This is a genomic window from Mesorhizobium sp. WSM4819 (assembly GCF_055811215.1).
On record NZ_JBVVQO010000022.1, the window covers coordinates 72,935 to 86,321 of the forward strand.

The 13,387-nt window shown below is 60.1% G+C and carries 12 protein-coding genes; 11 read left to right on the top strand and 1 reads right to left on the bottom strand.

Annotated features, from left to right (window positions below):
- Positions 1 to 6 precede the first annotated feature (6 nt).
- The 7 genes from AC0L18_RS20285 (at position 7) to AC0L18_RS20315 (ending at position 7,223) form a co-directional block, all read left to right on the top strand.
- Positions 7 to 1,185, top strand: coding sequence for a glycosyltransferase family 9 protein (locus tag AC0L18_RS20285; RefSeq protein WP_473493898.1), 1,179 nt, complete (start codon positions 7 to 9; stop codon positions 1,183 to 1,185).
- Positions 1,186 to 1,193: 8 nt separating this feature from the next.
- The gene (locus tag AC0L18_RS20290) at positions 1,194 to 2,378 is read left to right on the top strand and encodes a glycosyltransferase family 9 protein (RefSeq protein ID WP_473493899.1); all 1,185 of its coding nucleotides are present in this window, start codon (positions 1,194 to 1,196) and stop codon (positions 2,376 to 2,378) included.
- Positions 2,296 to 3,540, top strand: coding sequence for a glycosyltransferase family 9 protein (locus tag AC0L18_RS20295; protein WP_473493900.1), 1,245 nt, complete (start codon positions 2,296 to 2,298; stop codon positions 3,538 to 3,540). The genes AC0L18_RS20290 and AC0L18_RS20295 overlap by 83 nt, the downstream gene beginning before the upstream one ends.
- Before the next feature lie 190 nt (positions 3,541 to 3,730).
- Entirely contained in the window at positions 3,731 to 4,765 is a 1,035-nt protein-coding gene (locus AC0L18_RS20300) for a hypothetical protein (protein ID WP_473493901.1), read from the top strand.
- Between the two features lie 38 nt (positions 4,766 to 4,803).
- Positions 4,804 to 5,559: a sulfotransferase domain-containing protein gene (locus AC0L18_RS20305; RefSeq protein ID WP_473493902.1), complete on the top strand. Its 756-nt coding sequence runs from the start codon at positions 4,804 to 4,806 to the stop codon at positions 5,557 to 5,559.
- A gap of 109 nt (positions 5,560 to 5,668) precedes the next feature.
- Positions 5,669 to 6,196, top strand: a complete 528-nt coding sequence (locus AC0L18_RS20310; protein ID WP_287244749.1) for a class I SAM-dependent methyltransferase — start codon at positions 5,669 to 5,671, stop codon at positions 6,194 to 6,196.
- 331 nt (positions 6,197 to 6,527) lie between these two features.
- Positions 6,528 to 7,223: a sulfotransferase family protein gene (locus tag AC0L18_RS20315; RefSeq protein WP_473493903.1), complete on the top strand. Its 696-nt coding sequence runs from the start codon at positions 6,528 to 6,530 to the stop codon at positions 7,221 to 7,223.
- Between the two features lie 21 nt (positions 7,224 to 7,244).
- Here AC0L18_RS20315 and AC0L18_RS20320 read toward each other — a convergent pair whose 3' ends face one another.
- Complete coding sequence (locus tag AC0L18_RS20320; protein ID WP_473493904.1) at positions 7,245 to 8,162, bottom strand: sulfotransferase family protein; 918 nt, start codon at positions 8,160 to 8,162, stop codon at positions 7,245 to 7,247.
- A gap of 174 nt (positions 8,163 to 8,336) precedes the next feature.
- Here AC0L18_RS20320 and AC0L18_RS20325 point away from each other — a divergent pair, with 174 nt between their 5' ends.
- The 4 genes from AC0L18_RS20325 (at position 8,337) to AC0L18_RS20340 (ending at position 13,364) form a co-directional block, all read left to right on the top strand.
- On the top strand, positions 8,337 to 9,506 hold the full coding sequence (locus tag AC0L18_RS20325) for a glycosyltransferase family 4 protein (protein ID WP_473493905.1): 1,170 nt from the start codon (positions 8,337 to 8,339) through the stop codon (positions 9,504 to 9,506).
- Positions 9,507 to 9,614: 108 nt separating this feature from the next.
- Entirely contained in the window at positions 9,615 to 10,430 is an 816-nt protein-coding gene (locus AC0L18_RS20330) for a glycosyltransferase family 2 protein (protein ID WP_473493906.1), read from the top strand.
- A gap of 77 nt (positions 10,431 to 10,507) precedes the next feature.
- The gene (locus tag AC0L18_RS20335; protein ID WP_091589996.1) at positions 10,508 to 11,239 is read left to right on the top strand and encodes a glycosyltransferase; all 732 of its coding nucleotides are present in this window, start codon (positions 10,508 to 10,510) and stop codon (positions 11,237 to 11,239) included.
- A 1,429-nt stretch (positions 11,240 to 12,668) separates the two neighbouring features.
- Positions 12,669 to 13,364 (top strand): Crp/Fnr family transcriptional regulator, encoded by a 696-nt coding sequence (locus AC0L18_RS20340; protein ID WP_473493907.1) that lies wholly within the window; start codon positions 12,669 to 12,671, stop codon positions 13,362 to 13,364.
- Positions 13,365 to 13,387 lie beyond the last annotated feature (23 nt).

Genomic DNA, 13,387 nt, shown 5'->3' on the forward strand with positions numbered 1-13,387 from the left:
AGGCCGATGACCAGCTTTTACCACGGTTCCTATATCCGGTACGTGATTGGCGGATTGGGCCTGCAGCTGCGCCGATACACAAAGGCCTTGCGGAGGCTGTTTACCGGCTCCAAACCTCGTTCCGTTCTTGAGCAGCAGGCCAGGGCCGACGCGCTGATCGGGCGCAGGGACTGGACAGGGCTTGAAGCAAGTACCAATGAAATGGCCATCATGGCCGTTCGTGCCCGCGACCCTGAAATGATGCAAAAGGCAGGCCAGGCGTTCGAACGGCTGGGCAACTTCGGCCGGGCGGCCGAGCTTCGGCTTTCCGCTCGCCGGCAACGAAAAGGGAAAGGTGGCAACGAGTGGACTGGGGAAGACCTCGGTTCGGATACACTGCTGATCGATCTTGTGGAGGATGACCCTCGCAGTCTTGGCCGGGTTATCCGCCATGCGCGACTGGCCGGCGCCGCTGCTGCATGTGCGCAAGGCGCAACGATTCGGGTCGAGCCGCGCCTCGTATCGCTTGTACAGCGGACGTTCCCGAATGCGACCGTGGTCCCAGCGCAGCAGAATGTCGTCGGTGACAAATTTGCGACCTTCGAAAATCTCGCCTGGGTATTCGGACGCGATGCCGAAAAGCTTGCCGCCGATTTCGTGCCGCTGCGGGCAAATCCTGAGCTCGTCGAGACCTTCCGCAAGCGCTATCGCTCGATGACCGATCAGCCATTGGTCGGTCTGTCCTGGGGCAGCAAATCCCATAGCAAGGACGTGCCTGATTTCCCCGAATGGGCACGGTTCATCGCCCAGACGCAGGCGACATTCGTTTCCCTGCAGTACGGACAGATCAAGCCGGCGCTGCGGCGCCTGCGCGATGGCAATAATGACCGTCTTATCTATGACGAAAGCGTCGATCAAATGGCCGATATGGACCGTTTCGCCGCGCAGATCGCCGCGCTCGATGCCGTGGTGACGATCAGCAATACGGCGGCGCATCTGTCCGGAGCACTCGGCGTGCCGACTGTTTTCCTGATCGATGACAATTTTCAGACAGCGTGGCCAGTGATTGGCGATCGAACGCCCTGGTATCCAAAGGGCATCGTCATACACAAGGAAGGGCGCGCATGGTCGGTGGTGCTAGACGAAGTCGGTCGGCGGCTCTCGTCGATTCTGACGGCGCGTTCGACGCTGTCGAGCGATAATTGAGGGTCGCCGTGGAGAGCAGACGATCCATCCTTGAGAAGGCAAAAGCTGCCGACCTGCGACCGCAAGGTGTTGACGGCAAGCGGCTGCAGAATGTTCTCGATCGGGCGAGGAGGTTCTTTAGGCGTCCCTCGCGCCATGCTGACGAAAGCGTCGAACGGCATATGAGCCTGATGGCGCAGAGTGTCGAGCGGCGTGACTGGCAGGCGGCCCGGGATCATGCGCTGGAACTCGGCCTGCTCGGTGAGCAGCTTGGCGATCGCGGGCTTGTCAAAAAAGCCGGGCGTGGACTGAGACGCCTCGGCGGCGGCAACCGCGCGTGGCAGTTGATCGCGTTGAGCAAGCAAGTGCCCGGCCGGCCCGAATGGGATGGCAGTGATCTTGCAGGTCGCAGCCTTGCCGTCGAGCGGCGCGAAGGCGATCTTGCAATCTTCCTCCAGTTCGCGTCGCTGCTTGGCCCGGTGGTCGCGACCGCCGACCGATGCACCGTCCGGGTCGAGCCGCGGCTGGCGCCACTTTATCGCAGAACATATCCCGCGCTCGATGTCAGGCCAGAGGCGGAAGCGGCGGCGGCGGTCGACGCCGATGTCTTCGCCTGCTTCGAGACACTGGCGAGGCACTTCTGGCCGGATGAGCCGACGACGCGTGCGCCCTTCGTTCCGTTGGAGCCGGACCGCCGGCTTGTCGCCGATTTGCGCGGCGCCTATCTCGAACATGGCCCGGGTCCCCTGATCGGCTTTGCCTGGGGAAGTCTGAACAAGAGCAAGGACCTGCCGGCCCTGGACGACTGGCGGGCGCTGCTCGGCAGTCTGCCGGGCCGTTTTGTCAGCATGCAATATGGCGATGTCGGGCCGGCGCTCGCCGAATTCGAGCGCTGGGCGCCGGGACGCATCATCCATGACGCGTCCGTGGACCAATTGTCGGATATGGACCGCTTCGCCGCGCAAATCGCCGCCCTCGACGCGGTGGTGACGATCAGCAATACCGGTGCCAATCTGGCGGGAGCGCTTGGCGTGCCGACCGTAGTCATGCTCGACGATGGATTTCGGCTGTCGTGGCCTGCCTTTGGCGAGACGGTAGCCACATATCCAAACGTTCGGCTGGTCCGAAAGGGTGGCCAGGCATGGGCGTCTGCAATGCAGGAAGCAGGTGGACGGGTTATGCAAATCATCGATGGAGTTGGTGATGGCCGGTAGCCAACTCCTTCGCCGGTTCCGCCGCGGTGTCGCGCTTGCAGGCTACAACTACAAGGTCTGGTTCCGTCGCCACCGGCGGCAGCTTTTCCTGCGCTGGCGTGATGGCGACATTGCCGATCAGATGGCGGATTATCGGCGGTGCGTGGAGGCGCGCGATTGGCCGGCAGCGCTGCCGAAAGCCCTGGCTCTGGGTTCGATTGCGAAGTCGAGGGGCGAGGTTCGCCTGCTCGACGAGCTTAGCAAGGCGCTGATGCGTATGGGCGCCTACGGCCCGGCGGCCGAACTCAAGATCGCCCGGCGCCACATCGTTGAGGGCCGCGTCAACGGCGAATGGCTCGGCCAGGATATCTCGGACCAGGTCCTGCTCGTCGATCTGATGGAAACCGAAAAGCAGGGTCTGGCCACCGCGATCCACCATGCGAGTTCCGTCGGCCGCACGCTCGCCCGGGCCGCTCGTTTGATCGTTCTGGTCGAGCACCGCTTGGTGCCGCTCTTTCAGCGGACATTTCCCGCTGCCGATGTGCGAGCTGTTGGTCCGGGGAACAAGGCCGCCTATCGCGAGGCCCAAGCCTTTGCGGGCATTCAGCATCTGACTGCCGTGTTCGAGACAGATGAGACCACGATCAGGGAGCATTTCGTCCCGCTGAAGCCGGACCCGGCGCGGGTCGCTGAACTTCGCGCTCGCTATCGGAATGATGGGCGGCCGTTGGTCGGCATCGCATGGGGCAGCTCCAACCCTGGCAAGGACCTGCCGCCACTTACGGCATGGCGCGGCCTGCTCGGTCGACAGGACCTGCAGTTCGTTTCGCTGCAATATGGCCGGATCGAGCCCGACCTGAAAATCTTGACCGATGGTGATCCGGCGCGCATCTTGCATGACGTCTTGGTGGATCAACTCGTCGACATGGATCTTTTCGCGGCGCAGATTGCCGCGATGGACGCCGTGGTAACCATCAGCAATACTGGGGCGCATCTTGCGGGCGCGCTCGGCATCCCGTCGGTCTTTATTCTTGGCGATGGTTTCAAACGTTCCTGGCCGGTCGAGGGCGATCGCACGCCCTACTATCCCTCCGCCGTGCTGGTCTCGAAACGGGAAAGGCCGTGGGCCGCGGTGATGGAAGACGCACAAAACCACATGGGCTCACTCATCAGCGCTACTTGAATCCACCACGCAAGGCATCGCGAGGTGCCAGGCAGGTCACGCCGGCGAAGTAGTCAAGCGCCTTTCTTGACGGCAAGAGCATTGTAAACTACCCGGCGGGGCGGCCGTTCTAAATTTCACGGGCAAGAGGCGATGCATATCTTTGGGTAGGTCGAGAACCAAGGCGGCTTCTCCTGTCAGCGAAGGCTTTGTGCAGCGGCTCCTCGCGGCGTATCGGCTTGTGCATCCAGGAAATCTGTTCAAGCGCGGGCATATCTACGTTCGCGGCAGGGCAGCGACGAGGACTGTCTATTTCGTCCCACACAACCGCAACAATGTTCGGCTGCTGGCCGACGCGGCAGAAATTCTGGTTGACCGCGGCATCCGCTGCGTATTTGCGCATCTCGATGGATTGAAACGCGGCGGCGTAGCGCAACCTGAGCTCAACGCCCGGGGAATATCGCATATCGGCTTTGCCGAGCTCGAGCGGATGATCAGACCCGGCGACATGCTGGTGACTGGAAATGACTATGCGCCGCAATTTTTTAGGCGGTTCATCGACTCCATCAACTTCGGCATGGTCCGTGTGGTCGGCCTCATCGGAGGTGCGCGACTGCTGCAGCCGCATCGATTTGTGAGAGCTGATTACATCCTGTCGATGGGACCAGCGGCGCTGCAGCAAAGGCGACAGCCGACATATGTTGTTGGCTCCCCGGTCATTGAGCGTGCCGTCGGAAGCGCTGGCGCCAGGCACGACGAAGGGCTTTTTGTGCTGGTGAACTTCAAGGGGGATATCGAGGACCCCGCGGATCGCCAGGCGATTGAAGCCGTGGCAGCCGCATGTGCAAAACTCGGCCTTGCCCACGTCGTTAGCGTCCACCCCACGATGTTCGCAAAAGTCGATATGCCGAACAAATCGCCCCTGGATTTCGCACAACTGCTCCCGGACGCTCTGGCGCTCGTAACGCGCCCAAGCACGACTGTTTACGAAGCAGTCGCCTGCGGCATTCCGGTGGTGCTGTTTCCGCTCGTTTCGCCCATGGTCGAGTTCGACAGGCCCATGGGCGCCTTCAAAGCAACATTGTCGGAGCATGACCTCGTCGAGAATATCCGCGCAGCGGTCAGGTCAAGGCCGACCTATTTTGAGCAAAGCCGGGACTTCCTCAATGCCAATCTGTCGATCGATCCAGAGGTGCCGGCTTCGCAACGGATCGCCAATGCCCTAATCGATATCTACAATCGCTGATCTGCTCGATCAAAGTGCCCGCAATCGGAGTTCTCACGTTGAGTTTGTTGTCCAACTTTTTTGCAAGAAAGCCGTCGCTGCTTGTCGTCTCATTTCCCAAGTCCGGGCGGACCTGGCTGCGCGTCATGCTTGACGACCTGGGCGTTGATGCGGCCTACACGCATGACGGTTCCGACCACAAGGATCTGCGTGACATTACGCAGATCAGCGCCGACAAATCCCGCTATAAACGGCAACAGATTCTGTTCCTGACGCGAGACCCCCGCGACACTGCGGTGTCAGGATATTTCCAGGTCAACAAACGCCATGGGCTGGAAGCAGGTCCGATCGGCGATTGCATAAAAAGCCCCAAACACGGTGTCGAGAAGATCGCGCTTTTCAATCTGCAGTGGTTCGCAGCCGCAACTCACATGCGAAAGGTTGCGCTTCTGCGCTATGAAGATGTGCAGCGGGATACAAACGATGCATTGCGCAGCATCGGGAAATTTTTGGGAAAATCCTTTGACGAATCCCAGCTTGCCGATGTTGCTGTCAGCAGATCGTTCAAACGAATGCAGCAATCTGAAATCTCAGGAGAACTGGGTGCGCGCTATGGCGGAAGATTACAGCCACGCGATCCTGACGACCCGGAAAGCTTCAAGGTTCGAAAGGGTAAGGTCGGTGGTTATTTGGACTACCTCAGCGCGGATGACGTAGCCTTCTGTGACGACGTGCTTGCCCGGCTCGATTACTGGAAGCGGCTCGATGACGCCTTTCAACGGCATGGCGTGTCTTATTCCGGCGACCGGGTGTGAATTGATCCGATGCACCGGCTTTGTCTGCGGCTGCGGGCATAGCGGCACAACCCTGACTGCGACAATTCTCGCCTCCATCCCGGCTTTGCCCGGCCACGAAAGGTGATTCATGCTGTTTTGGAAATTTCACAAGAAATTCGCGGGAACATGGGAGGATCGTCTCGAAGGACTATTTTCGTGCGGGGTAAATTACTCAGACAAGACAATCCTGGATGTTGGGTGCAATATGGGCATTGTCGCTTATGAAATTTCTAAACATAGACCGGCCTACATCCACGGTATCGACATCCTGAAACCACATATCGGCGTGGCGCGGTCGATCTTTCTCGGGTCAGACGTCGAAAGTCGATTTGACGCCATGAACCTGGGGAGCCGCAAGCTCCCGTCTGTTCTACGCGACCGCTACGACATCGTTCTTCTCCTCGCTGTGTACCAGCATGTCCGCAGGGGGGTGGGCCAGGAAAAGGCCGATCTCATCTTCACCGACATCATCAACCGCGCCCAGACCGTAGTAGCGCGCGTTCCCGACGAAGAAGACACCTGTCTTCAATCTCTAATCGAGGGCGCTGGATTCACCATGTCTCATCGCAGCAGGTCGCCCCGCGGGAGTACAGTTCTGGCTTATCATCGCAACTAAGGGGCGGCGTGGAACGTTTCCGTTACAGCATGGCAGGTTTTCTCAACCCGCAGCGATCCGGGCGCGCCAACTCTGACAATCTAAAGGAGGCCGTCTCCCTTGTTCTTTCTAAAATTGTTGCAGGCCAAAGCGCCGCCTCTTCCCTTATCCTATCCTTTCCAAAATCAGGGCGCACCTGGCTGCGTGTCATGCTGGACGGTCGTATTGTGAGGAGCAACTGGCTAAGTTCGAATATCGGGAGAAGCTGGACAAAAGCTTTAGCAAGGACGGCTTATCCTATGCGCGCCTCAATACCGTACTCGGGTCGCCTCAGGTTAGGAACACTGCCGAGATGGTGATGCGGACCGGCTTCGTATGCGGCTGCGGGCATAGCGGCACAACCCTGATTGCGACAATTCTCGCCTCCCATCCCGACGTCTACCTGCCTTTCCAGGAAACCAACGTTTTCTTCAAATGGACCCCACTGGCGGTGTTCCGCTACTGGAAGCTGAAGCGCGCCGCGCTTGGCGCCGGAAAGACCTTTCTGCTCGAAAAGACGCCGCGGCATATCCGTCGCGTCGGCCGGATCCGCCGGCTCGTGCCTGGCGCGCGTTTCGTGATGCCGGTGCGCGACGGGCGCGACGTCGTGGCGTCGCTGGCCAGACGTCTCGGCGATCCAGCGGAGGCGCTCGACCGCTGGATCGACGACAATGCGCTCGTTCTTGCCGAACAGGAAGCGCCGGATGTGCTGATCTACCGCTATGAGGATCTGGTCGAGGATCCGGCCAGGATCGTCGAGCGCATCTGCGGCTTTCTCGATCTGTCCTTCAGTTCGGACCTGCTCGACTACCACAGGAACCCACAGCAATGGTTCAAGCCGGCCGAAGCCGAGGTTGAGACGCAACATGCCGCGCTCCGCAACCAGCAGGTCAACAAGCCGATCTATGATGGCCGCGGCCGCTGGAAGACCGAACTGGGTCAAATGGAATTGAAGGAGCTTACCGAGGGGCGCGGCAAACCGCTGATGCAGGCGTTCGGGTATGTTTGAGGGTTCCGTCGCGCGGATTGTTCACTCTGGAAGCGCGCGCGGATAGCCAAACTGATCGAAGTCGCGCTCATAGGCGCGGTAAATGGTATCGGCCAGTTCTGGCGTGAAATAGTCGGCAAGCCTGCGGCGCGAGGAGGTGTGCAGAGGTGGCATCGCCGCGCGTCGCATTTCCTCGCTTGCACCGACATGATCGAGAACCTGTTCGAAATCTCGTGCGAAAGTCTCGGTTTTGCCGATGAGGTCGAACACAACGCCTGGAAGGTCGACGATGTCGCTTTGCCTCTGCCAATGCTTGTCGATGCGCCATGTCGAGGTCGTGCAGGCAAAGGCGACGAAATCAGCAAACGACAGACTCTTGTCAGCACCGACAGGCAGCGATGGATCCGCCCTTTCGCGATGGGCCAGATAGACCTCCACCCTGCCATAGCCCGGCACAAGGGGGCGGTCGCGATACTGGTCGGCCCAGCACGACAACAGCCTTGTATAGGGATTGCGAACGAAGGTGAACCGCAAGACTTCGGGACTTGTGGCCATGCGATGGAACTGCACAATGCCATGGCGAGGCGCCTGCAAGCTCGACGCCTTTCGGTTGTGCACCTTCCAGTTCTGGTCGCTGCGCCACTCCGACACGGTGTCATTGCCAATCATGGCTGCAAGGTTGCTGCGAATGCGGCTGCTCGCCGCCTTCGGCGTGGCGAGATACAGGATCTTGAGTTGCGGGACGACGTCGATCAGGTCGTCCGGCAGATAAGCGGTTTGCATCGCTCTGCGGTAGAAAGCCAGAGCTTCCGGATGCGCCCAGGCTAGAAACGGCTCCTTGACCAGACCGCGGAGATTTCGCAGCCCCGGTCGCAACGAGCGCTCCAAGCGGCGGACCACGCCGACTTTGCGTTTGCCCGAGACGGTCTTGTCGGCGGGCGAGACATGGCTGGTGGTCATCGGCAAAAACCCTCGCCTTGAAAGCAGTCTACCGTCGTGGCATAGCCGCAACCACGCGGAACTATACGCCAGCGCCCCTATCCAGGACCGGCTTGCCACGCTTAATAGACTGCGAGCAAAGTCCCGCCAAGTTCGAAAGCTTGATCGGGGTGCAAAAGGGCGTAGCGAGGTCGCATGGATTTGTCACGGCATGATCAACGGGTTCAAGCTGACCCGAAAGAGCCTATCCTGTTCGTGCGTCAGCGTTACGCGCCCTTTGGCGGAGGCGAGATCATGCTGGAAAATATCATGGCGGCGTTCGCCGCGCGTCAACGGCCGGTGGCCGTGCTGTCAGGCGACTGGCCGCGACACGAAGGCATAGAGTTCATCCAGTGCGCCGGCCGCCGCTTTCCCCGCTCCCTGCGGGCGACGTCCTTTGCTCGAGCCGCCTGCCGCAAGATCGCCGAAATGCCGCCGGCCCTGGTGCAGAGCAACGATCGCCTTCCGTGCTGCGACGTCTTCCGGGCCGGGGAAGGCGTTCATGCCGCCTATCTTGCCGAGCGACGGCGTTTCGAGACGCGGCTTGGCACGGCAGCGATGGCGCTGAGCCCGTTTCACCGCCAGACGCTGCGCCTCGAGCGCGCGACCTATGGCAGCCCACGGCTTAAAGCGGTGATTGCCATTTCGAAAATGGTGGCGGAGGACATTGTCCGTCACTACGACTATCCGGCCAAACGCGTGCACCATATTCCCAACGGCGTCGACCTGGAGCGCTTCAACCCTAAGTTGCGCCGACAGCATCGGGCCGTGGTCCGCTCACGGCTTGGCGTCAACGATGACAGGCCGGTCGTTCTCTTCGTAGGCTCGGGTTTTGCGCGAAAAGGACTTCTTGCCTTGATGAAGTCTGTCGCAATGCTCGATGGTGAGCCGGAGTTATGGGTCATTGGCCACGATTCGCGCGCCGATACCTTCCAGCGGGCCGGTGACAGGCTTGGTCTTGGTGCAAGGCTCCGCATGCTGGGGCCGCAAAAAGATACGCTGCCATGGTACGGCGCCGCCGACATTGCGGTGCTGCCTTCCATCTATGATCCATTCGGCACAGTGGTGATCGAAGCCATGGCCAGCGGCTTGCCCGCCGTCGTCAGCACCGGGTGTGGGGCGCGCGAGCTTGTCGATCGCTTCGAGCCGACGCTTGTTTGCGACGCAGCCAGCGTAAACGACCTCGCCGCCGGGCTTACCCGCGCCTTGCTGCTGTCGTCACGGCCCGAGACTGCGGCCAAGGTCAGGGCGGCAGCCGAACACTACGATTTCAACGTCATGATCCGGAGAATGATAGATCTGTACGAAAATCTCGACCTGAAATAATTTTCGACATATTTTTTGAATCCGTTAGGATCACCGGAGTGCCAACCGGCCGGGGGGACAGTTTCATTTGAACAACAGTCGCAGTTTTGATGCCGGAACCGTCTGACTGTGCCGGCGCTCTCAGTCGTCATAATCAGCCGCAATGAGGAAGCGTGCATTGCACGTTGCCTTCGCTCGGTACTTTTTGCCGACGAAATCGTCGTCCTCGACAATAACAGTACTGATCAGACCAGGGACATCGCCAGGGGGCTCGGGGCCAAGGTGCTGATCACCCTCGATTGGCCGGGCTTCGGCGCGCAAAAAAACCGCGCCCTCGCCGCGGCGACAGGCGATTGGGTCTTTTCGCTTGATGCCGACGAATGGGTCGAGCCGCCGCTGGCAGCGGAAATCAGGGCCGCAATCGCCAACCCGAAAGGCTGTGACGGCTTCGAAATACCAAGACGATCGCGTTTTTGCGGGCGTATTGTCCGCCATGGCGGCTGGTCGCCCGATCTGGTGCTTAGGCTTTTCCGTCGCCAGTCCGGCCGCTTCAGCAACGACACCGTGCATGAGAAGGTGGTGGTGAATGGCAAGGTCTCGCGACTGTCCCACCCCCTGGAGCATGACTCCATCGCCGACCTGGCGGACGCGCATGACAAGATCGGCAGATACGCGCAAGCGTCCGCCGCGCGGATGCTTGCCGAGGGGAAAAAAAGCTCGATCAACAAGGCGGTTTTGCGCTCGGTCTGGGCTTATATGAACAGCTATGTCTTCAGGCTGGGGTTTCTGGACGGTTCGACCGGTGCGATGGTCGCCGCTTATTCGGCCGGCTACACCTATCAGAAATGGGCGCTTGTCGCGTTGGGTGGCAAGTCGAGGTGCGCCGAGGAAAGCCGGGCCGGGGCGAACGGCAAATCCGCGGGTTTCAGAAATCGCCCTGGCTAATTTCCGCGCCATTGTTGCCGAGTTGTTGCCAGACAGTTAGTGTGTGCCCGTTTTGAAATTGGAGCCAAGTACTGAATATGACTGATGCGTTTAGGGTATTCGTTGGATGGGACAGCCGTGAGCCGATCGCCTACGACGTGGCGCGGCACTCTTTGCTCAAAAACGCTTCGGTGCCTGTCTCCGTCATTCCAATCAAGCAGGACGAGCTGCGTGCCCGTGAACTGTATTGGAGGGAGAAAGATCCGCTCGCGTCAACAGAGTTCACTTATACGCGGTTTCTCACGCCTTTTCTCGCCGACTATACGGGCTGGGCTTTGTTCTGCGATTGCGACTTCCTGTGGCTCGGTGACGTCGCAGGTTTGCTAGAATACACGAAGTCGAACAAGGCGGTCTATTGTGTCCAGCACGACTACACGCCGAAGGCCACCACCAAGATGGATGGCGTTGTCCAGACATCCTACCCTCGAAAAAACTGGTCCTCGCTGATGCTGTTCAATTGCGCGCATCCTGCGGTTAAATCGCTTACGCCGGAGGTTGTGAACCGCGAAAGCGGCGCCTACCTCCACCGAATGCAGTGGGTCGCCGATGAGGATTTGGGCTCGCTGCCGGTAGAGTGGAACTGGCTTGAAGGTTGGAACGAAAAGCCGGCGCATGGCACACCCAAGGCGGTCCACTATACAAGTGGCGGTCCGTGGTTTGCCGAGTGGCAGAATGTCGACTATGCGGATCTGTGGATAGCCGAACGCGACGAATTCCTGAGCAGTGCCGATCAAGCAGAGGCTGCTCTTTCGCGCTCGGCGAGCCGGTAGCCCAGCCAAAAAGCCCCAGCGGCTGGCGGTGGCGATGCCTAACGCCGCTTGGGATTCCCGCGCTGACGGCCGGTCTTCGCGCCGTGCTGCGGCACGACCTCGCCGAACACCGGGTTGGGCGCGCTCTTCGCGGGCGCCGGGACGGCCCGTATCGTTTCGACCAGGGTCGGGCGCTGCTTCGCCCCGGCAAAAGCGCCCTCTACATCTGCCCGTCCAGCCATTCCCGCAAATCGCGGTCCTGCTTGTTTTCGGCAACGGGCAGCGAGGGCCGCCTCCAGACATACCAGATGGCGGCAAGCACCCCGGCAGCCCACGTGCCGGCGAAAACATTCGCAATGAGGTCGATTGGAACCTCCCAAGCCGGCTAGAACATTAGCACGGCATCATTTAGGAGGGCGACACCAATTAGGAGTAGAGCAGAGCGGGTGGAGCCGTAGGAGCCTCACCGCCATCCACCGTCTCAACCAGCTATCCCTTGCGAGGTCGCGGCCAAGACGGCGATGAGCAACAGCCATGCGGTCACCTTGAAGACGGCGCGTAGCATTCTTCGTCAATGGCAACGATCGGACGCAACGCTGCTCAACATGTCAAGGCGCCGAGCAATCCAGTGCGGTTGAAAGCGGCCGCTCGCAGCGGCACTCAGACATACCCGCCAACGTGGCGGGCGGTCTCTTCGCAGTGCGAGGCGATCGGGGCTAACGCGAATGGAGTATACCTCGCGCCTGTGTCGCGGCTGCACCCGGAGACAATTTGGCTCGAAGAGGGACTGTCAATCGACCTGTTCCGGTCCTGGAACTGCAGCGAAGGTTACTCATCGAGTCGCCGAACCTGTGAACGAACGCTCTTGTCCGTTCAAACCTCGTCACCGCAATGACCTGCCGGTTTTGTGACGCATCTGGCCTGCGGCGGTTGCACTTGAGTGACCCGGTGCTGCTCGATCTGGCGGAACCCCGAGGTGCAATCTGCGAGTGAAATCAGAAGGTTGCATGGATGGGGGTAGCGGCACGTTCCGCCCGATTTTGAACGACCGCCGGTTCGCCCCCGACAACGTCAGCGCGATCGCAAGCCAGCAGCAATGCCTGGCCTTGCTGTCGGTAGGCTAGCCAGTCACGCCGAAAGCCGTAAGCGATCCGGAAGGGTGGCGTGTTCGAAAGTTGCAGGGTGTCGCCAAGCGCTTCCGACCGCCGGAGACCTCGCCATTCGAATGGATGGTGCAGAAGGGCGGTCGAACCTTATGATGAATTCGGGTGCCACTGCGCTCGATCAGGCGTGATCCTTGCTTTTTTGTGAGAGTGCAGTGCAATATCACCCAATGGTTGTAGCCCGTGCAGGGTACTCAACACATCAAAGCTGGAGTACGTTTTTTGCGTAGGGAGGGTATCAGGGGAGGATTGGCGGGGTTCGAATGACGTATGCTACAAGCCTTTCATTGAGTGAGAATGAAAACCGTCCGACCTCAGTCGCAGTCAAAAGCGACGATAAGGCGTATATCAAGGCGCTAGGCTTCGTGCCGAAGCGATATGCGGCGGAGACCTCTATCGTCAATCAGGGGGAGGACGGCGATCGCGTCTTCATAATCGAGTCTGGCTGGGGTTGCATTTCTCATGACCTTGCCGGTGGACAGCGACAGATTTTGGACTTTGCCCTGAAGGGCGACATTGTCCTGCCGCAGACGTACACGGGCGCTGCTCTCCAGACATTTGTGGCTCAAACCGACCTTGCGGTGCTGGAAGCCTCGGCCAAGACGCTTGCTCTTGGAGCAGCGAAGTCGCCCCACATAGCCTCGCTTTTTCTTGAAACGCTCGCGCGCCAGCGAGCGCTTGTTGCCCAACATCTCACCAATATAGGCCGACGCAGCGCCTTGGCGCGTACAGCGCACTTGCTGCTCGAACTGAGAGCGCGCTTGGAGCGCGTCGGCGCTGCCAGCCGCACTGGCTTTGCATGCCCTCTCACCCAGTACGACCTTGCGGACGCGCTCGGCCTGACGCCGGTCCATGTCAATCGAATGCTGCGGGAGTTACGGGAACGCGGGTTTCTGGAGTTCCGCCAAGGTCATGTCCGCGTGCTGGATCGGCTGGGCGTAACGAAGTTTGCCGAGTTCGATGACAAGTATATCGATGGTTGACACTCACTTTGGCGCTCGATGCA

Coding starts and splice junctions, on each gene's coding strand:
- AC0L18_RS20320 (WP_473493904.1), bottom strand. CDS start 8,162: ATGACCACCAGCCATGTCTCGCCCGCCGACAAGACCGTCTCGGGCAAA.
- AC0L18_RS20315 (WP_473493903.1), top strand. CDS start 6,528: ATGGTGATGCGGACCGGCTTCGTATGCGGCTGCGGGCATAGCGGCACA.
- AC0L18_RS20285 (WP_473493898.1), top strand. CDS start 7: ATGACCAGCTTTTACCACGGTTCCTATATCCGGTACGTGATTGGCGGA.
- AC0L18_RS20335 (WP_091589996.1), top strand. CDS start 10,508: ATGACTGATGCGTTTAGGGTATTCGTTGGATGGGACAGCCGTGAGCCG.
- AC0L18_RS20325 (WP_473493905.1), top strand. CDS start 8,337: ATGGATTTGTCACGGCATGATCAACGGGTTCAAGCTGACCCGAAAGAG.
- AC0L18_RS20310 (WP_287244749.1), top strand. CDS start 5,669: ATGCTGTTTTGGAAATTTCACAAGAAATTCGCGGGAACATGGGAGGAT.